A 20,256-nucleotide genomic window follows, 5' to 3' on the forward strand; every position below is an offset into this window, starting at 1 on the left:
ATTGGCGACAGTTTGAGCGCTTGCCCATTAGGGTGGGCATTGGTAAAGTTAGCCGGTTTTCTGCACCTCCAAATTCTTAGGATTTCCCGTAGCCATGTTCAAAAAGCTCAGAGGCGTCTTTTCCAACGATCTGTCGATCGATTTGGGAACTGCCAACACCCTGATCTATGTAAAAGATCAAGGGATCGTCCTTAACGAACCCTCAGTTGTCGCCATTCGCCAAGAGCGCGGGAACGCCAAATCGGTCGCTGCTGTCGGTCATGCCGCCAAGCAGATGCTGGGCCGTACCCCGGGCAACATCTCCGCGATCCGCCCGATGAAAGACGGCGTGATCGCCGATTTCTACGTGACCGAGAAGATGCTGCAGCACTTCATCAAGCAGGTTCACGACAACAACTATTTCCGCCCCAGCCCGCGTGTGCTGGTGTGTGTGCCGTGCGGCTCCACTCAGGTTGAGCGTCGCGCCATCAAGGAGTCCGCACTGGGCGCCGGTGCCCGTGAGGTCTACCTGATCGACGAGCCGATGGCTGCTGCCATCGGTGCCGGCCTGCCGGTCTCCGAAGCGACCGGTTCCATGGTGGTCGATATCGGTGGTGGTACCACTGAAGTGGCCATCATCTCCCTGAACGGTGTGGTCTACTCCCAGTCCGTCCGTATCGGTGGCGACAAGTTTGACGAAGCGATCATCAGCTACGTCCGTCGCAACTACGGCAGCCTGATCGGTGAAGCCACTGCCGAGCGCATCAAGCACGAGATCGGCTCCGCCTATCCGGGCGAAGAGGTGCGCGAGATTGAAGTGCGTGGCCGTAACCTGGCTGAAGGTGTACCGCGCAGCTTTACCCTCAACTCCAACGAGATCCTGGAAGCGCTGCAAGAGCCGCTGTCCGGTATCGTTGCGGCTGTGATGGTGGCGCTGGAGCAGTCTCCGCCGGAACTGGCTTCCGACATCTCCGAGCGCGGCATGGTGCTGACCGGTGGTGGCGCACTGCTGAAAGACATCGACCGTCTGCTGATGGAAGAGACCGGTATTCCTGTCGTCGTGGCCGAAGATCCCCTCACCTGTGTGGCCCGTGGCGGCGGCAAGGCGCTGGAGCTGATCGATATGCACGGTGGCGATCTGTTCCACTACGAATAAGACCCAAAGCCGGCCAGCGTGCCGGCTCTTTTTTGACGACCCATGAAACCCATTTTTGGTAGAGGCCCTTCGCTTCAGTTACGGTTGTTTCTCGCCGTCATCATCTCCATCGCTGCCATCGTCGCGGATTCCCGCTTCGGTGTGTTTACCCATGTCCGCGTCTACCTCAGTTCGTTAGTCAGTCCGCTGCAATACATGGCCAATGCGCCTGGTACCCTGCTCGATACCATGTCGACCCAGGTGCAGACCCGTGCCGATCTCATCGAGCAGACCAAGCAGCAGGAGCAACAGCTGTTTACCCTGCGCTCTCGCCTGCTCAAGATGGATCATCTGGAGCACGAGAACCAGCGTCTGCGCGAGCTGCTTGGCTCGCCGGTGCACAAGGAGTCGCGCAAGATGGTGGCCGAGCTGCTGTCGGTGGATTCCGACCCCTTCAGCCATCAGGTACTGATCAACAAGGGGGCGCTGGATGGCGTCTACAACGGTCAGGCGGTGATCAACGATCAGGGGGTGATTGGTCAGGTGCTCCACGTGGGCTCCACCACCAGTCGCGTGCTGCTGATCACCGACTCCAGCCACGGCATTCCGGTGCGGGTGCTGCGCAACGACTTGCGTGCCATCGCCTCCGGCAGTGGCGAGCTCGACAAGCTTGAGCTGCGCAACCTGCCGCGCAATACCGATATTCAGGTGGGGGATCTGCTGGTCACCTCGGGCCTGGGTGGCCGCTTCCCGGAAGGTTATCCGGTGGCGACCGTGACTCGCTCCGAGTATGTGGAGGGCAAGCCCTTCGCCCAGGTCGAGGCCAAGCCGCTGGTGGAGCTGGATAGACTGCGCTATCTGCTGCTGCTGTGGACCGACAAGAAGCCTGAAGTACATGATGAGGATGGCGAACAGGCAGCTCCTGCTGCGTCCGCCGCAGGAGCCACTCGCTGATGCTGCAACCCGCCAGCGGCAGGATCTGGATCTGGATCTCGATCCTGCTGGCCTTGAGCCTGTCGATCCTGCCGCTTCCTTTCGAATTTGACCCCTTCCGTCCGGACTGGCTGGCCATGGTGCTGATCTACTGGGCACTGGCCTTGCCGCACCGGACCAACGTCGGCACCGCCTGGGTGGCGGGTCTGCTGCTGGATGTGCTGCTCGGCAGCACCCTCGGCGTGCGGGCGATGGCGATGGCCATCACCACCTATCTGGCAGCCTTCCAGTTCCAGAAGATCCGCAACTTCTCCCTCTGGCAGCAGGCACTGATCATCGGTGGCCTCTCGCTGGTGGGCAAGATGACGGTATTCTGGGCCGAGCACCTGTTCAGCCAGGCCAGCCTCAACTTCGCCTACTTTTGGTCGACGTTGACGACGATGTTAATATGGCCCTGGGTGTTTCTGGTGCTGCGCAAGGTGCGGCGCCGCTTCAACATTAGGTAAATATGAGCAAAAACAACGAACCACAACTCTATCTCGCCTCGGCTTCTCCCCGTCGCCGTGAACTGCTGACCCAGCTTGGCTACCGCTTCGAGGTGCTGAAACTGGATGTGCCCGAGCAGCGGGAAGAGGGTGAAAAGGCGCAGGATTACGTCTGCCGTCTCGCCCGTGACAAGGCGATGGCTGGCGTGGCGTGTGCGCCGACGGCGTTGCCGGTGCTGGGTGCCGACACCATAGTGGTGCTGGGCGACCGGGTACTGGAGAAACCGTCCGATCTGCTGGATGCCAAAGATATGCTGGAGGCGCTCTCCGGCAAGGTGCATCAGGTGATGACGGCGGTGGCGCTGGCCAGCAAGGATCGTTGTGACGTGCGTCTGGTCACCACCAACGTGGCGTTTCGCAAGCTGGATGAGGCCGAAATCGAGGCCTACTGGCGGACCGGTGAGCCCTGTGACAAGGCCGGGGCTTATGGCATTCAGGGCATTGCCGGCAAGTTTGTCAGCCGCATCGAGGGGAGCTATAGCGCCGTGGTCGGCCTGCCCCTGCTGGAGACAGACCTGCTGATCAAGCATCATCTGGAACAGCTCAAATAATTTCCCGTCAGCTGTGCTCTGCTGCGTTTATCCCTTGCGCGCGTTGTACCGGATTGGCTCTATAGAATTCAAAACTGGAACAGGCAAGGTTACTTATGTCGGTAGAACTGCTGGTTAACGTTACCCCCTCCGAAACCCGGGTCGCTCTGGTCGAAAACGGTCTGCTGCAGGAAGTGCATGTCGAGCGTCAGGCCAAGCGCGGCATCGTGGGCAATATCTACAAAGGCAAGATCAGTCGGGTGCTGCCCGGTATGCAGGCGGCGTTCGTCGATATCGGCATGGACAAGGCGGCCTTCCTGCACGCCTCCGATATCGTGCCGCACACCGAGTGTGTGGCGGTGAAGGAGAAGGAGCAGTTCCAGGTCGGCAACATCGCCGAGCTGGTGCGGCAGGGGCAGGACATCATGGTGCAGGTGGTGAAAGATCCGCTGGGTACCAAGGGTGCCCGTCTCACCACTGATATCACCTTGCCCTCCCGCTATCTGGTGTTTATGCCGGGCAGCGCCCACGTCGGTGTCTCCCAGCGCATCGAGTCCGAAGCGGAGCGGGAGCGTCTCAAGCGCACCGTGGCCGGTTATGTGGATGAGCTGGGTGGCTACATCATCCGTACCGCCGCCGAAGGGGTGGGGGAGCTGGAGCTGGAGCAGGATGCCGCCTTCCTGAAACGCCTGTGGCGCAAGATCCTCGAGCGCAAGCAGAAGTACCCGCCCTGCAAGATCCTCTACGAGGATCCCAGTCTGGCCTTCCGGGTGGTGCGCGATTTTGTCGGCGCCGAGCTCGACAAGATCCGCGTTGACTCCCGTCAGAGCTTCGATCAGCTCAAGCGTTTCACCGGTGAGTATGTGCCGGAGCTGGCCAACAAGCTGGAGTACTACCCCGGCGAGTCGCCGATCTTCGATCTCTACGATGTGGAGAACGAGATCCAGCGCGCGCTGGAGCGCAAGGTGGAGCTGAAATCCGGCGGCTACCTTATCATCGACCAGACCGAAGCCATGACCACGGTGGATATCAACACCGGCGCCTTTGTCGGCCATCGCAATCTGGAAGAGACCATCTTCAACACCAACGTCGAGGCGACGGCGGCCATCGCCCGCCATCTGCGCCTGCGCAACCTCGGCGGCATCATCATCATCGACTTCATCGACATGCAGTCGGAAGATCACCGCCGTCGGGTGCTGCACAGCCTGGAGCAGGCGCTCTCCAAGGACCGCGCCAAGACCAACGTCAACGGTTTCTCCCAGCTCGGCCTGGTGGAGATGACCCGCAAGCGCACCCGCGAGAGCCTGGAGCATGTGCTCTGCTCCGAGTGCCCCGAGTGCAAGGGGCGCGGCCGGGTCAAGACGGTGGAGTCGGTCTGCTTCGAGATCCTGCGGGAGATCATCCGGGTCAATCGCGCCTACGATGCGGATCAGTTTACCGTTTACGCGGCTCCGGCCGTGGCCGACTACCTCCATGGCGAGGAGTCCCACAGTCTGGCGGAGCTGGAAGTGTTTATCGGCAAGCAGGTGCGGGTGGTGAGCGAACCCCTCTGCGGTCAGGAGCAATTCGACGTGGTGATGATGTAATTGGTCTACCGCTGGCTGAGTCGGGGCTGGTTGGCCCTGGGGGTTCTGTTCGTACTGATGGCCATGCTGGTCACGCTGGTACGGGTTGGGGGCCCTTTGCTGAATCAATACCGGGAGAGTCTGATCCACACTCTGCTGGGGGATTCACAGCTCAAGGTCAGCGTGGAGCAAGTGGGGCTGGACTGGACACAATCCGGCCCAGCCCTCGAATTGCAGCAACTCGCCATCGCCCCGGATTCGGGGCGTTTTACCGTACAGCTCGGCAAAGCCTGGGTGCATCTCGACTTCTGGCGCACCCTCAACGAGCTCAAGCCGGTGTTTGGCGAGCTGACCCTCAGCGATGGCGACATCACCCTCGATTTCAGCCAGCCCGCCAACAGCCGCGAGCCGCAAGGAGACCCCCAGCAGGGCGCCCTGCTGCGCTTTCTGCTGACCCAACTCTCCACCTTCGATGTGCACAACACCCGCCTCAGCGTCACTACCTCCCTCGGCGATCTGCGGGCGCTCGACATTGCCCAACTGCGCTGGCAGAACCGCGGCAAGCGCCATCAGGGGGTGGGCAAGGCGTATCTCATCAACGGGGTGGGCGAGAGCACCATCGATCTGATTCTGGATATCGATGCCCCGACGGCGCGCCTCGACCGCCTCAAGGGGCAGCTCTATCTGGGTGCCCGCCAGCTCGATATCAGTCCCATTCTCGCCAAGGTCCATGCCGGTGAGCCCAGTGTCGCCGGTCAGCTCGACTTCCAGCTCTGGAGCGAGTTTGACAGCGGCAAGCTGGGTAACACCCTGTTGGCCTTTGGCAACAACTACCTGATCTGGAAGGATCCCAAGGATCAGCGGCTCCATCGTCTCGGTCTCGATGGTGGCAAGGTTCAACTGCGCCGCGATGGTCAGGACTGGCAACTGGCCAGCCACGATGTGATCTTCAAACTGGACGAAAAACCCTGGCTGCACAGCCGGTTGCAGCTGGAGCGGATCGGCGAGCGGGTACAGGGCTATGTGCCGCAGATCGATCTCGACCAGCTTGCCCAGCTGAGCCAGCTGGTCTCGGCGATGTACCCCGCCCAGAGCGAGCTGCTCAAGCGGACCAGACCCAAGGGCAAGTTGACAGGCTTGACCCTGCTGGCCGATGCCGGGTGGCAGGATATCTCCTTCAGCGGTGAGATCGCCAATGTGAGCCTCAATGCCTGGCACGACGTGCCCGGTTGGCGGGATCTCAACGGCGAGTTCTGGCTCACCCCCAAGGGGGGCAGCGCCAGATTGGCACTGGCGAACGACAAGGTGGATCCCGCCCGGCACTTCAAGGTGCCGATCCCGGTCGACAACTTCTCGGCCCGCCTCGACTGGTGGCGCGAGGAACAAGGCTGGGTGCTCTACGGGCAGGATATCGCGCTGGATAACCCTGACCTGACTCTGGCCAGCCGTTTCCGTCTCGATCTGTTCGAACACCCCTTCCTGGCCCTGACCGGCCGCATCGATGTGAAGAACGCGGGCCATGCCGATCGCTACTTCCCGCTGCAGGCGATGGACAAGGGGCTGGTGGATTACCTGAGCGGCGCCATCAAGGGGGGCAAGGCCAAGGGGGCCGACCTGCTCTGGTATGGCGAGTTCCGGGATTTCCCTTATGAGAAAGGTGATGGCATTTTCCAAGTGGCGGTGCCGCTGGAGCAGGCCACCTACGAGTTCTTCCCCGGTTGGCAACCGCTCACCGACCTGCAGATCGACCTGTTGTTCCAGAATGCCGGTCTCGATATGCGCAGCCGATCCACCAAACTCGGCAAGGCGAGCTCCGACTCGGTGCATGCATGGATCCCGGATCTCTCTCCCGGTGCCCACCTCTATGTGGATGCCAAGGTGCAGGGGGAGGGCAAGGCCATCAGCGACTACCTGCAGGACTCCCCGTTGGGTAGTTCGGTAGGTCAGGCGCTGCGGGAGATCGAGATCCGCGGCCCGATGGCAGGATCGGTCAAGCTCGATATTCCTCTCGATGGCGAGAGCGAGGTGAAGGTGAGCGGCGATGCCACCTTCAGCAACAACAAGGTGCGGGTCGCCAGTCTGGATTTGCTGCTGGAGAAGGTGCAGGGGCGGCTCGAATATGACAACGAACAGACCCGCTTCAGCAACCTCAAAGCGAGCCTGTGGAACCAGCCGCTGACCCTCGATTATCAGGGGCGCCAGCATCCGGATCACTATCAGGTCGACCTCGATTTCAAGGGACAGTGGGATAGCCGCCGCCAGCCCGCCGCCATCTCTTCATTCGGCATTCTCAACGGCCGCAGTAACTGGGGCGGCAAGCTCGGGTTGACTCTGCCCGAGAGCAAACCGTTCAGCTTCCAGCTGGCGCTCGACTCCAACCTGCAGGGGATGGGGCTGGATCTGCCGCTGCCGCTGGCCAAGAGCAGCGCCAGCCGGCTGCCGCTCAAGGTGATCGCACGTGGCCGGGATGGCAGCGCTGATATTCGCGCCGTACTGGGGGCTGATGTGGATATGCAGACCCGGCTGGTCTACGGCGAAGGGGTGCCTTATCTCAGTCGGGTGCGGGTCGATGTGGGCCAACCGGGTGCCCGAGTGCTGCGCGATGCCCCAATGCTGCTTGCCATCAACCAGCAGGAGGCCGACGTCGGCGGCTGGCTGGCGCGGCTCAAGCAGTGGCTGCCAGCGCAGAACCAGACTGGCAATGCGGTGGTCGGCCCCGCCTTCCTGCCGCAGGAGTGGTGGGTGGATGGTCAGCTGGCCCGCGCCTATATCGGCAGTGCCACCCTCAAGGCGGCGCGCTTCACCGTGGGGCCGACCAGTCAGGCGACCGAGGTGATGATCGACAGCCCCGACGTGATGGGGGTGATCCGGCTGCCCGCAGTGGCCAATCGCCCGGTGGATGCCAAGTTTGCCCGCATCTACTGGTCCGGCAAGAGTTCGGATCTCAGCCCGGATCCCGATGCGCAGCAGGATAACGCCATCATGGCCTCCATTCCCTGGCTGACATTCAGTTGTGTCGACTGCCGCTTTGGCGAGCTGCCGCTCGGCGAAGTGAAAGGGGAGCTGGTGCCCGGCGCCAACAAGGTGACCCTCAAGGGGCTGGATGTGCGGCTGGCCGGCAGCCAGCTCACTGGCAGCATGGACTGGCTGGCCGATGGCAACCGGATGCAGACCCGCGCCCGTGGCAAGCTGACCAGCAGCAACAGCGAGTTGCTGCTCAAGCGGCTCGGTTACACCTCGCCTATCGGCGATGCTCCCGGCTCCCTCGCCTTTGATCTGAACTGGCAGGATGTGCCCTACCGGCCGAGTCTGCCGACCCTGGGGGGAAGTGCCAACTATCAGCTGGAGGGCGGCACCCTGCGGGAGGTCAACGACAAGGGGGCGCGGCTGCTCTCCCTGCTCAGCCTCGACTCCCTGCTGCGCAAGCTGCGCCTCGATTTTCGCGATGTGTTCGACAAGGGCTTCTACTTCGAATCCATGTCTGCCTCTGCCACCATCAAGCAGGGGCAGCTCAAAAATGACGACTTCTATATGAAAGGGGCGGCTGGCAACCTGCGCGGTGAAGGGATCGCCGATCTGGTGCGCTGGCGGCTCGACTTTGATCTGAGCTTCTCCCCGAACCTGGGTGGCACCCTGCCGGTGGTGGCGGCCTTCTCCATCACGCCGGTGACCGGGCTCTATGTGCTGGCCCTCTCCAAATTGCTGGAGCCGGTGGTGGATGTGGTGACCCGCATCGATTTCCGGGTCTCCGGCCCGCTCGATGATCCCAAGCTGATCGAGGCGGGACGTAATCGGGCTCGGATCAAGCTCAACCAGCAGCAGAAACAGGCGGTCGATGCGGTGGTGCCCACCCTGCCAGCGGCCACCCCTTTCCTGCTCAATCCACAACCAGGCATTCCGCGTCAGCCTTGATGCTGGCGCCAACCCTTGCTTCGACCTGCTCACGCTCAAGGAGAGAGCCATGATCCGACATATTCTGCTGATCACCTTCAAGCCCGACGCACTCCCCGCCGATATTGCCGCCGTCAGGGCCGCCTTCCTCGCCATACCGGCCAAGGTCAGCGGCGTGACCGCGGTGGAGTGGGGGGAGAATGACAGCCCCGAGGGGAGGGATGACGGCTTCACCCACAGCGTGCTGATGACCTTCGCCGACGAAGCGGCCCGCCAGCGCTATCTACCCCATCCGGAGCACGATGCCCTCAAGGCCATCTTCCGTCCGGTGCTGGCACGTATCATAGTGCTGGATTACACACTGCAACCCGGTGATGTGGTCAGCATCTGAACGTTGCAACAATGACAAGGAGAACGTCATGTGGTTAGCCGCAATACAGCTGGTATCTGGCCGTCACTGGCAGGATAACCGGGAGCAGATTGCCGCCGAGCTGGCGGCCTTGCCAACCGAGCGGCCGCTGCTGGTGCTGCTGCCGGAGAACTTTGCCCTGTTTGGCGAGCGGCAGGGCTATCTGGATGGCGCCGAGGCGATGGGCCCCGATCTGAGCGGCGCCGCGCCGATCCAGCAACAGCTGGCCGAGTGGGCCCGCGACTTTGGCATCTGGCTGGTGGCCGGAGCCATGCCGACCACCATCGCCGGTTCCGACCATATCCACACCAGCTCGCTGGTGTTTGACCCAAGCGGTGAGCTCAGGGGCCACTACCACAAGATCCACCTGTTCGATGTGGATGTGGCGGACAATCATGGCCGTTATCGGGAGTCGGAGACCTTCAGTGCGGGGGAGGCTCCTATGCTGGTGGATTCCCCCTTTGGTCCCCTTGGCCTCTCGATCTGTTATGATCTGCGCTTTCCCGAGCTCTACCGCCAGCTGGCCCGTGCCGGTGCCCGTGTGCTGCTGGTGCCTGCTGCCTTTACCGCCGTGACCGGCGAGGCGCACTGGGAGCCGCTGCTGCGGGCTCGCGCCATCGAAAACCAGTGCTACGTAGTTGCTGCCAATCAGGGCGGAACTCACGAGACGGGGCGCCAGACCTGGGGCCACAGCATGGTGATCGATCCCTGGGGTCGGGTGCTGGCCAGCAAGGAGTCCGGGCGTGGCACCGTGTTGGCGCAGATGGAGCCCGGATTTATCGACGAATTGCATCGCACCATGCCAGTGCTGACCCATGCCCGTTTGTTGTGATGGCGTGGCTTGTTGCCACCCCGTCGGCAAGACGATTTAAAACATCTCGTTACGAGAGTGGAGAAGAAGATTGAGTCTATTGAGCCAGGTTAGTGCCTCCCTGTTGGCCCCCAACGACCTCGACGAAGGGCGCCTGCAGCAGCTGCTCGGCAGCCTGATGAGCCATCAGGTTGAGTTCGGCGATCTCTATTTCCAGCGCAGCTGGCACGAGTCCTGGATGTTGGAAGATGGCATCGTCAAGGATGGCAGCTACAACATCGATCAGGGGGTCGGGGTGCGCGCCGTCAGCGGCGAGAAGACCGGCTTCGCCTACTCTGACGAGCTGAGCCTGCTGGCGCTGCAACAGTCGGTGACTGCTGCTCGCGGCATCGCCGCTGCCGGTGCTCACGGCAAGGTGAAGGCGTGGGCGCGCACCGAAGCGAACCTGCTCTATCCGGCCATGGATCCGCTGCAGACCCTCGACAAGCAGCAGAAGATCGCCCTGCTGGAGCAGATGGACAAGTTTGCCAGAAGTCTGGATCCCGCCATCAATCAGGTGATGGCCTCCATCAGCGGTGTCTACGAAGAGGTACTGGTGGCCGCTACCGATGGCACCCTGGCTGCCGATATTCGCCCGCTGGTGCGGCTGTCAGTGACCGTCATTGCCGAGAAGGGCGATCGTCGCGAGCGCGGCAGTGCCGGTGGTGGTGGCCGTTTTGGTTACGACTGGTTCCTCGAACTGGACGGGCTGGAGAGCCGCGCCTTTGGCTATGTGCGCGAAGCGGTGCGTCAGGCGCTGGTCAACCTCGACGCCATCGATGCGCCGGCCGGCACCATGCCGGTGGTGCTCGGCGCCGGCTGGCCCGGCGTGCTGCTGCACGAGGCGGTGGGTCATGGTCTGGAGGGGGATTTCAACCGCAAGGGCTCTTCCGCGTTTGCCGGTCGCATCGGCGAACAGGTGGCCTCCAAACACTGCACCATCGTCGATGACGGCACCCTGCCGGGTCGGCGTGGCTCCGTCAGCATAGATGACGAGGGGACGCCGGGTGGCTACAACGTGCTGATCGAGAACGGCATTCTCAAGGGTTACCTGCAGGACAAGCAGAATGCCCGTCTGATGGGTGTGCCGCTCACCGGCAACGGTCGCCGCGAATCCTACGCCGCCATGCCGATGCCCCGCATGACCAACACCTACATGCTGGCGGGTCAGTACGATCCGGCCGAGATCATCGCCTCGGTGAAGAAGGGCATCTATGCCCCCAACTTCGGCGGCGGTCAGGTGGACATCACTTCCGGCAAGTTTGTCTTCTCCGCCTCCGAGGCCTACCTCATCGAGGATGGCAAGATCACCGCCCCCATCAAGGGCGCGACCCTGATCGGCAACGGCCCCGAGGCGATGAGCCAGGTCTCCATGGTGGGTAGCGATCTTGCGCTGGATCGCGGCGTCGGTATCTGCGGAAAAGAGGGGCAGAGCGTGCCGGTTGGTGTCGGCCAGCCCACCCTTAAACTGGATCAACTCACCGTGGGTGGCACCCAGTAAGTCTTGCGGCAAACTGGTCACAGTGAAATCAAACCCCGGCTTTTGCCGGGGTTTTGCTTTTCAGGGGTCGCAGATAACAAAAAGCCCCGGTCGGTGGGCCGGGGCTGGCGAATTATTCGGTATCAGTTGACCGAGATGGCGCGGGCGTCGATGAAGTAACGGGCCTTGCCCTGTTTATCGATCTGGATCTTGGCGATCAGCCTCTCTTGCTGCTTGTGTTCCCACAGCTGCTCTACTTTGGCAAGGGCTGGATTGACAATGCCGAGCACATTCAAATACTCGTGAAACAGGCTATGATTACCAATTTCGGTCAGCATCTTGGTCATCTGGACACTCTTCTGGAACAAGGGGGGCGGATACAAGATAGCCATGTCGAGCTGAATGATTGCTGTACAAAAAACAAACAACAAATGGCTTGTCGTCATAGCAGAGATGAGGCCGGTCATTGAGTACGGGATTGCGGACAACAAAAAGCCCCGGTCGGCGGACCGGGGCTGGCGGATTATTCGGTATCAGTTGACGGATATGGCGCGGGCGTCGATGAAGTAGCGGGCGTTACCCTGTTTGTCGATCTGGATCTTGGCGACCAGCTGCTCTTGCGCTTTATATTCCCAGCGCTGTTCGATCTTGGCGAGGGATGGGCTCGCAATCCCAACCACATTCAGGTACTCGTGAAACAGGCTATGGCTCCCTATTTCGGTCAGCATCTTGTCCATCTGCATACTCTCCTGAAATTGAGTGGGTATTCATCAACAAACCTATCAGCATCCGTCTGAACAAAGTCTGTATGAAAAACAAACTAACTCATTTGTGTGTCAATAACATGATCAGGAACAAGATCAGTGCAGATCGTCAGGGACTTTTTGATACCGTTTTCAATCAGAGCTGGTGGGCTTTTGCGGCAAGTGATCAAAAGTGCCGGAAACCTGCGGTAGCGCCGGTGTGCTCTGTACGGCGCCCCCACCGTGGAATACCGGATCCTGTGCTACTTCCTTGATGCCATTGATGCAAAATTGCATACCCATGCAAACCAGCAGGAAGCCCATGATGCGGGTCATGGCGTCGATGCCGGTGTCGCCGAGGATCTTGCAGACCGGATCCGCCAGCTTCAATACTCCCCAGCTGATCAGGCTCATCAGGGCAAAAGCCGTCACCATGCCGCCGTAGATGGTGAGCCGATTGTACTCGCCGGGCAGCTCGGCGATCTGGGCGGCACCGCTGATCACCAGTGCCATGGTGCCCGGCCCGCACATGCTGGGCATGGTGAGCGGCACGAACGCGATGCTCTGGTTGATGTCTACCCCGCTTGCCTGACTGGGGGCGGGAAACAACATGCGAAAACCGATAAAGCCGATGATGAGGCCACCGGCCAGTCGCAAGCCCGGAATGGAGATCCCGAACAGATCCAGAACCGAGGATCCGATAAAGAAGGTGATGCAGAGGGTGCAGAACAGATAGATGGCGGCCAGGTTGACCTGGCGGCGCACGTGTTCGCGCGACATCCCCTTGCTCAGCCCCAGCAGCAGGGTGGCCGTGGTGGGCGGGTTGACCATGGGCAGCAGCGCCAGCAAGGCGATAAAGACGACCTGAAAGAACATATTGGGCCTCTGATAGCAGGAGTGAATAGGAACGCCATGAGGCAGGCTGTCACCTGACTCAAGAGGGAGGCTATCTTATGCTGGCCAAACTGAACACAAGCAGTACAAAAAAGCCCCGAATCAGATTCGGGGCTCGGGGTCAGGCGGGTTGGGGTTGCTGCTGCCGGATGGCGCGCTGCTGGAACCAGAGCCAGAGGCCGATGGCAAAGCCAAGCACCGCCAGACTCACCACATAGTGGGAGGGGGCCAGCATGTCGCTCTTCATCCAGAGGGTCACTGCCATCGGGGTGAGGCCGCCGAAGATGGCGTAGGCAACGTTGTAGGAGAACGACAGACCGGAGAAGCGCACCACCGGCGGAAACGCATTGACCATCACGTAAGGCACGGCGCCGACAATCCCGACCGCAAAGCCCGCCAGCATGTAGAGCGGCACCAGCTGGCTCGTACCGGTCGCCAGACCGTGATAGAAGGCGTAACTGGAACCTGCCAGCAGCAGGGAGCCAAACATGAAGGTGATACCGCTGCCCAGCAGGTCGATCAGTCGGCCATAGACGATGCAGCCGAGGGTCAGTGCCACGATGGCCAGCGAGTTGGCGGTCAGGGCGTCAGCCGGGCTGATGCCATAGACCTTCTGCAGATAGGTGGGGGTCATCAGGATCACCACCACTATCCCGGCGGAGAGCAGCCAGGTGAGCAGCATGGAGACCACCACGCTGCTCTTGTGGCTGCGCAGTACCGTCTTGAGGGGCAACTCGTCGGCCAGCGCCTTGTTGGCCTGCATTTCGGCGAAGACCGGGGTCTCGTGCAGCCAGCGGCGCAAGTACATGGCGACGATGCCGAAGATACCGCCGAGCAGGAAGGGTACCCGCCAGCCCCACTCGCTCACTTCGGCCGGGGTCAGGCTCTTGTTGACCGCAGTGGCGATCAGGGAGCCGAGTAGGATGCCGGCCGTCAATCCCGCCGTGAGCGTGCCGCAGGCGACACCGACCCGACGGGCAGGAACATGCTCGGCGACAAACACCCAGGCGCCCGGCACTTCACCACCGATGGCGGCGCCTTGCAGGATACGCAGTCCCAGCAGGGCAATGGGGGCGCCGATGCCGAGCACCGCATAGGTGGGCAGCAGACCGATCAGCAGGGTCGGCAGCGCCATCATGAGGATGCTGAGGGTGAACATCCGCTTGCGGCCGATGAGATCGCCGAAGTGAGCCATGATGATGCCGCCGAGCGGGCGGGCCAGATAACCGGCGGCGAAGATGCCGAAGGTCTGGAACTGGCGCAGCCACTCGGGAATATCGGCCGGGAAGAACAGTTCGCCGATGACGACGGCGAAGAAGACGAAGATGATGAAGTCGTAAAACTCCAGCGCACCGCCGAGGGCAGCCAGACTCAGGGTCTTGTAATCCTGTCGATTGAGGGGGCGGGCGTGATCGTGTTGTTGTGCGGTTGTGGTCATATCCGTATGTTTCCCATCGGTTTTTTTAGTTATTGTCGCCCCGGTAAAGGGGGCATATGCAGGTGATCGAGAGTATGCTGCCTGCCTCTTGTGTGTAAATCGCGCAATTCGCAACACTGTCTTGCATCTTTTTGGGGCAACCTTTTTGGGAAACCAGAGCGCCCCGCTGGCGGAGGAATGATGGAAAAGAAACGGGTACTGCTCTCCTGGAGCAGCGGCAAGGATTGCGCATGGGCACTGCATCAGTTGCGGCAAGATCCCGCCATCGAGGTGGTGGGGCTGTTTACCACTCTCAATCAGGCATTCGAGCGGGTGGCGATGCACGGGGTGCGCAAGCAGTTGTTGACCGAGCAGGCCGCCTGCGTCGGGCTGCCCCTCATCACCATCGATCTGCCCTGGCCCTGCAGCAACGAGGATTACGCCCGCATCATGACCGGCTTTATCGCCGATGTGGTGACACAGGGGATCCGCCATATGGCCTTTGGCGACTTGTTCCTCGAGGATGTGCGCGCCTACCGTGAAAAGCAGCTGGCAGGCACCGGCATCGAACCACTGTTCCCGCTGTGGGGCAGCAATACCCGTGAACTGGCGCCGCAGATGGTGGCCGCTGGGTTGAAGGCGCGGATCAGTGCTCTCGACCCGAACAAGCTGGATGCCAGCCTGGGGGGCCACGATTTTGACGAGGCACTGCTGGCGGCGCTGCCGGAGGGGGTCGATCCGTGCGGCGAGAACGGCGAGTTTCACACCCTGGCCTATGATGGCCCCATGTTCTCCCGCCCGCTTGGCATTCGGGTCGGCGAGACAGTGCTGCGCGACGGCTTTGTCTTTACCGATCTGCTGCCAATCGAAGATTAATTATCGGGCGTCAAATGCTCCCTTTTTGCAGGAGCATTCACAGATTTGAGAGGCGGGATGGGGGCACTATTGGCCCCCTCTTTTGATTCAAGATGACAACCTGCCTTATGAAACACGTCTCTCGTCCGGCGCTGCTTGCCTCCTTGCTGGCTGCCGCCCTCGCTCTGCCTGCTGTCGCGGGTCAAGCCGCTACCGTTCAGCCGATCCCTGCCGGTGTCACCACCGTCACTCTGGCCCAGCAGGCACCGATCCACTGGGTCTCGGTGGAGCAGATAGCCAAGAGTCTGGATGGCCTGCCCCCGATGGCGGTCGGGTTTGATATCGACGATACCCTGCTCTTCTCCAGCCCGGGTTTTTATCGCGGCAAACAGGAGTTCTCGCCCAACGACGAGAGCTATCTGAAAAACCCCGCCTTCTGGGAGAAGATGAACAATGGTTGGGATGCGTTCAGCATGCCGAAAGAGGTGGGCAAGGCGCTCATCGCCATGCATCTCAAGCGCGGTGACCACATCTATTTCGTCACCGGTCGCTCGGCCACCAAGACCGAAACCGTGAGCCAGACTCTGCAGCAGACCATGAATATTCCGGCCGACCAGCTCAATCCGGTGATCTTCGCGGGTGATAAGCCGGGCCAGAATACCAAGGTGCAGTGGCTCAAGGATAAGCAGATGAAGCTCTTCTACGGCGATGCCGACGGGGATATCAAGGCGGCGCAGGAGGTTGGTATTCGCGGCATTCGTCTGCTGCGGGCTGCCAACTCCAGCTACCGGCCACTGCCGTTGGCAGGGGCGCTGGGGGAAGAGGTGATCATCAACTCCCAGTTCTGATCCACAGCGGATCCATGCAATAAGGGCGGGGCCATCGGCACCCGCCCTTTTTGCATCCGTCATCCAGCTCGGATCAGTCGTCAGCCCACGGCATCTCGGGCAGGCTGTCGAGGAACTCGCCGTAACGGGTCAGATTGAAGGGGCCCTGATCCGCTTCCATTGCCATCAGCTCGGCCCCGAGGGCGCAGGCGATATATTGCAGTGCCTCTTCCCGTGGGGTGCCCTTCATTACCAGCCGCATCAGGGTCGCTTTCACATGGGGCGGGTGACCATCGTTGAGCTGGTTCTCCACCATCTCCAGCAGCGCGTCTTCGTCAAAAAATTCCTGAGTGTCGTTCATGGGATATCCGCAACAATGAATGTGGCGGCCAGTATAGCCTGAATGTGACTAACACCTTGAATGGCCAGCGAATAAACAATCCGATGAGGAGGCCATTTGTTACCCATAATTAGGAGGAGTTTGCCAAGGCAAACAGGTTGGAACACAGATAACATGGATGGACACGCCTATGCCCACGATAGATTCCCTGCTGGCCGAGCCCAAGCTACTGCCCCAGATCCCGGAAGTGATACGCGATTTGATCCAGACTTTCAATGAAAAGGATCCGGATCTGCTCAAGATCAGCAAGCTGATCAACAAGGACCCTGTCATCTCCGCCAAGTTGCTGCGGCTGGCCAACTCGGCCAAATTCGGCAGCAGTCGTCAGATCGGTACCGTCAATGAAGCCGCGGTGCGGCTGGGGTTGGCGATGGTGCGCAACATGGTGCTGGCTTGCGGGCTCACCGAATCGGTCACTGCGGTGCCCGGCATTGACCTCAAACATTTCTGGGGCTGCGTGTTCAACGTGGCAGAGCTGGCCCGTCGTCTGGCGGTGAAGAAGGGGATGAAGGGGGATGAGGTCTTTACCTGCGCCCTGCTCTACGATCTCGGCCGCTTGGTGATGCATGTGGGCCTGCCGGAAAACACCGTCCACCACATTCACGATCTGGAATTGCACAAGGGGCGGGCCAAGGCGGAAGAGCTGGTGGTCGGCTTCAACTATGCCCAGGTCGGGGCGGCCATGGCACGCTACTGGAAGTTCCCCGAGACCATCAGCAATGCGGTGGAGTATCACTACAACCCCATGCTGGCCAAGGAGTTCTCCGCCGAGGCCGGGTTGATCCATCTGGCGATCGTGCTGGCTGCGCAATCCGATGTGGGGGAAGAGGCGCCGCCCGAGTGGCCCCACAAGGTGGCAGATGCACTGGGGCTGAGCTGGGCCGATTGCGCCGCCCAGTTCACTGCACTGCGCGAGCAGGGTAATGGCTATGCCGGATTGCTGGCTGCCTGAGCCTGTTTATCCCATCTCATCAGGGGCCAACGCGGCCCCTTTTTCATGGCCGATGGCGCCACAGGCTTGCCAGCCCGGGAGTGACGGGGCACTCTTTGCCCTTCACTTTCCGTTAGAGAGCCCTTGCCATGATTGCCTCCTCCCGCCTGATCCTGCGCGAAATGATCGCCACCGATGCCCCCTTCATCCTTGAGCTGCTCAATGACGGCGACTTTTATCGCTACATCGGCGATCGGGGTATTCGCACTCTGGAGCAGGCGCAGGAGTATATCCAGCAGGGGCCAGCAGTCAGCTATGCCCGTTATGGTCACGGGCTCTATCTGGTGGAGCGCAAGGAGGACGGGGCCAGCCTCGGTATCTGCGGCCTGATCAAGCGCGATACCCTGGCGCAGGTCGATATCGGTTACGCCTTCTTGCCGCAGTATCGCGGTCAGGGTTATGCCATTGAAGCGGCGCAGGCCGCCCTTGCCGATGGCAAAAGCCGGTTGGGGATTGGGCAGGTGGTCGCCATCGTCACCCCGGGCAACGAGCGTTCCATCGGCCTGCTGGCCAAGCTGGGGCTGGTACGCAGCCGTCTGGTCAAGCTGAGCGAAGATGCTGACGAATGCCTGCTGCTGGAGCAGTGATCGAGGTCAGAGAGCTGGAAAGCGAATGGCGAGGTGGCTGGTCAGATTGAGTGACAAGCAAGAGGCTGGATCTGGTTAAAGGTGTGAGAGAAGCAAAGAGGCCGCCGTGAGTTGCGGCCTGTCTGCATCGGGCGCTGCCGGAGGGCAGGCAGGATCAGTTGAGGTCTTCGATGGAGAACTCGCCAGCGATACCATCACAGGAGATGGCGAAACCGCCGCTGAAGCGGGTGCTGAACTGGATCAGGAACGCATCGGAATCCTGCTCTTGCGGGGGCAGGTTGATGGGTTTGCTACGACGCAGGGGCTTGTGTGTTTGTACGGCTTTCATCATGGTATTTCTCTATATAAATTAGGTGTTTGCTCCTTGTATTGGCAAATGTCAGGTTAATGGGCGCGGTCGATTGGGTGAACGACAAGCGCGCAGGAATACCCAGCCCGGTTAAGGGGCGTCTGCACTTTTCAAGGAATATGCTGATGCATAAATCAAATTGGGTGGGCAGATCGGGTCTGCACCGTGAGAGCCGGGCAACGCAGGCAGACAGCCTGACGGTTCTCAAGGCGAGTAAATCAGAGGAAGGTTATGTGGGTTTTGGCAGGATTCATCTAACGTTGAAACATTGCGAACATAAACAGGGCTGATTAACTAGCCGGGGCGCATTCTCTCCTCGAAATGAATAAAAAGCAAACAATAATTTGGCGATGTTGAAGTCAGTGCGCTTTTCCTCTGTGTTATCAAGGTGCTATCAGTCGCAAATATTAGCCATAAAAAGAGGGCTCCTGACGGAGCCCTCGTTCATTCTGCAATCAGTACCGTCGGTCGACTCAGTAGTCGCCACAGGCCTTCTTGGCGGCAGTGATCATCGGGGTGATGGTCATGCCCTGCACCACGATGGAGAACATCACCACCGAGTAGGTCATCACCAGGATGACCTGACGCAGGTCGACACCGTGATCCGGGATCATCATGACGCCGGAGGGGAGTGCCAGTGCCATCGCCATGGCCAGACCGCCACGCAGACCGCCCCAGGTAAGGATCCGCACCGAGAAGGTGTTGTAGTTGCGGAATCTGCGGAAGGCCACGTAGGGCAGCGATACGCTGATGAAGCGGGCAGCCAGACAGAGCGGTACCGCGATAACCAGCAGCACCCAGTCATGCCAGGAGAGTTCCAGCAGCACCAGCGCCAGACCGATCAGCAGGAACAGCAGGGCGTTGAGGAACTGATCCATCAACTCCCAGAAGTGATCCAGGTGATGACGGCTCTGTTCGGAGAAGCCGGATTGACGGGTCCAGTTACCGATCATGATGCCGGTGACCACCATGGCCAGCGCACCGGAGACGCCGATCATGTTGGCAAAGGCGAAACCGGCGGTCGGGATGCACAGCGTCAGCAGTAGCTCCAGCGAGCCATCGTCGGTGGCGCTGATCATCACATGGGCGATGAGGCCCAGCACGGCGCCGAACAGGATGCCGCCGAGGGCTTCGTGCAGGAACAGACCGGCCACGCTACCGAAGGTCGGCTCAACCCCGCCAAAGGCGACGGCAAACACGGTGGCGAAGATGACGAGGCCGACGCCGTCGTTGAACAGGGACTCCCCTTCGATCTGGATGGCGATCTGGGGTGGCGCCTTCATCTTCTTGACGATGGCGAGTACGGCAATCGGGTCAGTGGGGGAGATCAGCGCCCCGAACAGCATGCAGTAAACCAGCGGCAGTTCCCAGCCCAGCAGCTTGGCGATAAACCAGAAGCCGTAACCGATGATAAAGGTGGAGAGCAGGGTGGCGATGATGGCCAGAATGGTGATCTCCCACTTCTGGCTACGCAACGCCTTGAGGTTGATGCCAAGACCACCGGCGAACAGCAGGAAGCCCAGAATCCCCTTCAGCAGGAAGTTCTGGAAGTCGATGCTCTCCATGGTTTTGACGGCAAGAGGTTCCAGGTTGAACCAGCCCAGTTTGCCAAACAGCACCATCAGCGCGGAGATCAGCATAGAGCCCGCAGTAATGGCGATGGTGGTCTGGATCTTCACAACATACTGGTTGGCAAAGGCGATAAAAATCGCCAGCGCTGCCAGAAAACAGAGTGTGTAGTAGACGCTCATAGTTATTTTTTTCTCGTTGGTAGACAGCAAGCACGTATCCCTATTCAGGACGGGCATAGGTTACTCTCGGGCCCTATGTTACTCATTACCCATAAATGAGTATATGGTGTTCTGTTTGGACTGAT

At 60.5% G+C, this 20,256-nt stretch carries 20 protein-coding genes; 13 read left to right on the forward strand and 7 right to left on the reverse strand.

Features of this window, described 5'->3' with window-relative positions; translation table 11 throughout:
- Nucleotides 1-94 precede the first annotated feature (94 nt).
- The 9 genes from OKC27_RS08630 to tldD all read left to right on the forward strand — a co-directional run bounded on the left by OKC27_RS08630 (nt 95) and on the right by tldD (nt 11,338).
- Entirely contained in the window at nt 95-1,135 is a 1,041-nt protein-coding gene (locus OKC27_RS08630) for a rod shape-determining protein (RefSeq protein ID WP_005340051.1), read from the forward strand.
- 42 nt (nt 1,136-1,177) lie between these two features.
- The gene (gene mreC / locus OKC27_RS08635; protein ID WP_042057160.1) at nt 1,178-2,068 is read left to right on the forward strand and encodes a rod shape-determining protein MreC; all 891 of its coding nucleotides are present in this window, start codon (nt 1,178-1,180) and stop codon (nt 2,066-2,068) included.
- Nucleotides 2,068-2,553, forward strand: coding sequence for a rod shape-determining protein MreD (gene mreD, locus OKC27_RS08640; protein WP_042057163.1), 486 nt, complete (start codon nt 2,068-2,070; stop codon nt 2,551-2,553). Before mreC ends, mreD begins: the two co-directional genes overlap by 1 nt.
- Before the next feature lie 2 nt (nt 2,554-2,555).
- Nucleotides 2,556-3,143: a Maf family protein gene (locus tag OKC27_RS08645; RefSeq protein ID WP_058054199.1), complete on the forward strand. Its 588-nt coding sequence runs from the start codon at nt 2,556-2,558 to the stop codon at nt 3,141-3,143.
- 95 nt (nt 3,144-3,238) lie between these two features.
- On the forward strand, nt 3,239-4,708 hold the full coding sequence (gene rng / locus OKC27_RS08650) for a ribonuclease G (RefSeq protein ID WP_005348639.1): 1,470 nt from the start codon (nt 3,239-3,241) through the stop codon (nt 4,706-4,708).
- Nucleotides 4,709-8,599, forward strand: coding sequence for a YhdP family protein (locus OKC27_RS08655; RefSeq protein ID WP_182938845.1), 3,891 nt, complete (start codon nt 4,709-4,711; stop codon nt 8,597-8,599).
- A 49-nt stretch (nt 8,600-8,648) separates the two neighbouring features.
- Nucleotides 8,649-8,969, forward strand: coding sequence for a Dabb family protein (locus OKC27_RS08660; protein ID WP_042057170.1), 321 nt, complete (start codon nt 8,649-8,651; stop codon nt 8,967-8,969).
- A gap of 28 nt (nt 8,970-8,997) precedes the next feature.
- Nucleotides 8,998-9,819 (forward strand): carbon-nitrogen hydrolase family protein, encoded by an 822-nt coding sequence (locus tag OKC27_RS08665; RefSeq protein WP_182938846.1) that lies wholly within the window; start codon nt 8,998-9,000, stop codon nt 9,817-9,819.
- 70 nt (nt 9,820-9,889) lie between these two features.
- Entirely contained in the window at nt 9,890-11,338 is a 1,449-nt protein-coding gene (gene tldD / locus OKC27_RS08670; RefSeq protein WP_042032236.1) for a metalloprotease TldD, read from the forward strand.
- A gap of 122 nt (nt 11,339-11,460) precedes the next feature.
- On the opposite strand, the gene OKC27_RS08675 is transcribed toward tldD, so the two are convergent.
- The 4 genes from OKC27_RS08675 to OKC27_RS08690 form a co-directional block, all read right to left on the reverse strand.
- Complete coding sequence (locus OKC27_RS08675) at nt 11,461-11,664, reverse strand: hypothetical protein (protein WP_270806173.1); 204 nt, start codon at nt 11,662-11,664, stop codon at nt 11,461-11,463.
- Nucleotides 11,665-11,850: 186 nt separating this feature from the next.
- On the reverse strand, nt 11,851-12,054 hold the full coding sequence (locus OKC27_RS08680) for a hypothetical protein (RefSeq protein WP_042057225.1): 204 nt from the start codon (nt 12,052-12,054) through the stop codon (nt 11,851-11,853).
- 159 nt (nt 12,055-12,213) lie between these two features.
- Complete coding sequence (locus OKC27_RS08685; RefSeq protein WP_058054193.1) at nt 12,214-12,936, reverse strand: MarC family NAAT transporter; 723 nt, start codon at nt 12,934-12,936, stop codon at nt 12,214-12,216.
- A gap of 139 nt (nt 12,937-13,075) precedes the next feature.
- Nucleotides 13,076-14,392: an MFS transporter gene (locus OKC27_RS08690; RefSeq protein WP_182938847.1), complete on the reverse strand. Its 1,317-nt coding sequence runs from the start codon at nt 14,390-14,392 to the stop codon at nt 13,076-13,078.
- Between the two features lie 180 nt (nt 14,393-14,572).
- Between OKC27_RS08690 and OKC27_RS08695 the strand changes: the two genes are divergently transcribed.
- Nucleotides 14,573-15,247, forward strand: coding sequence for an adenine nucleotide alpha hydrolase (locus OKC27_RS08695; RefSeq protein ID WP_182939700.1), 675 nt, complete (start codon nt 14,573-14,575; stop codon nt 15,245-15,247).
- A 107-nt stretch (nt 15,248-15,354) separates the two neighbouring features.
- The gene (gene aphA, locus OKC27_RS08700) at nt 15,355-16,074 is read left to right on the forward strand and encodes an acid phosphatase AphA (protein WP_182938848.1); all 720 of its coding nucleotides are present in this window, start codon (nt 15,355-15,357) and stop codon (nt 16,072-16,074) included.
- Between the two features lie 73 nt (nt 16,075-16,147).
- Here the strand turns inward: aphA and OKC27_RS08705 are convergent, their stop codons facing one another.
- Nucleotides 16,148-16,414, reverse strand: a complete 267-nt coding sequence (locus tag OKC27_RS08705) for a hypothetical protein (protein WP_005348674.1) — start codon at nt 16,412-16,414, stop codon at nt 16,148-16,150.
- A 169-nt stretch (nt 16,415-16,583) separates the two neighbouring features.
- Between OKC27_RS08705 and OKC27_RS08710 the strand changes: the two genes are divergently transcribed.
- Together OKC27_RS08710 and OKC27_RS08715 are read left to right on the forward strand one after the other, a co-directional pair.
- Nucleotides 16,584-17,405 (forward strand): HDOD domain-containing protein, encoded by an 822-nt coding sequence (locus tag OKC27_RS08710; RefSeq protein ID WP_182938849.1) that lies wholly within the window; start codon nt 16,584-16,586, stop codon nt 17,403-17,405.
- A 128-nt stretch (nt 17,406-17,533) separates the two neighbouring features.
- Entirely contained in the window at nt 17,534-18,031 is a 498-nt protein-coding gene (locus OKC27_RS08715) for a GNAT family N-acetyltransferase (protein ID WP_075112783.1), read from the forward strand.
- Between the two features lie 154 nt (nt 18,032-18,185).
- On the opposite strand, the gene OKC27_RS08720 is transcribed toward OKC27_RS08715, so the two are convergent.
- Nucleotides 18,186-18,362 (reverse strand): hypothetical protein, encoded by a 177-nt coding sequence (locus tag OKC27_RS08720; RefSeq protein ID WP_005342935.1) that lies wholly within the window; start codon nt 18,360-18,362, stop codon nt 18,186-18,188.
- A gap of 491 nt (nt 18,363-18,853) precedes the next feature.
- Nucleotides 18,854-20,131: a cation:proton antiporter gene (locus tag OKC27_RS08725; protein ID WP_042057196.1), complete on the reverse strand. Its 1,278-nt coding sequence runs from the start codon at nt 20,129-20,131 to the stop codon at nt 18,854-18,856.
- Nucleotides 20,132-20,256 lie beyond the last annotated feature (125 nt).

Origin of the sequence: Aeromonas sp. QDB62 (assembly GCF_027705695.1) — a bacterium.
Lineage (GTDB): Bacteria > Pseudomonadota > Gammaproteobacteria > Enterobacterales > Aeromonadaceae > Aeromonas > Aeromonas allosaccharophila.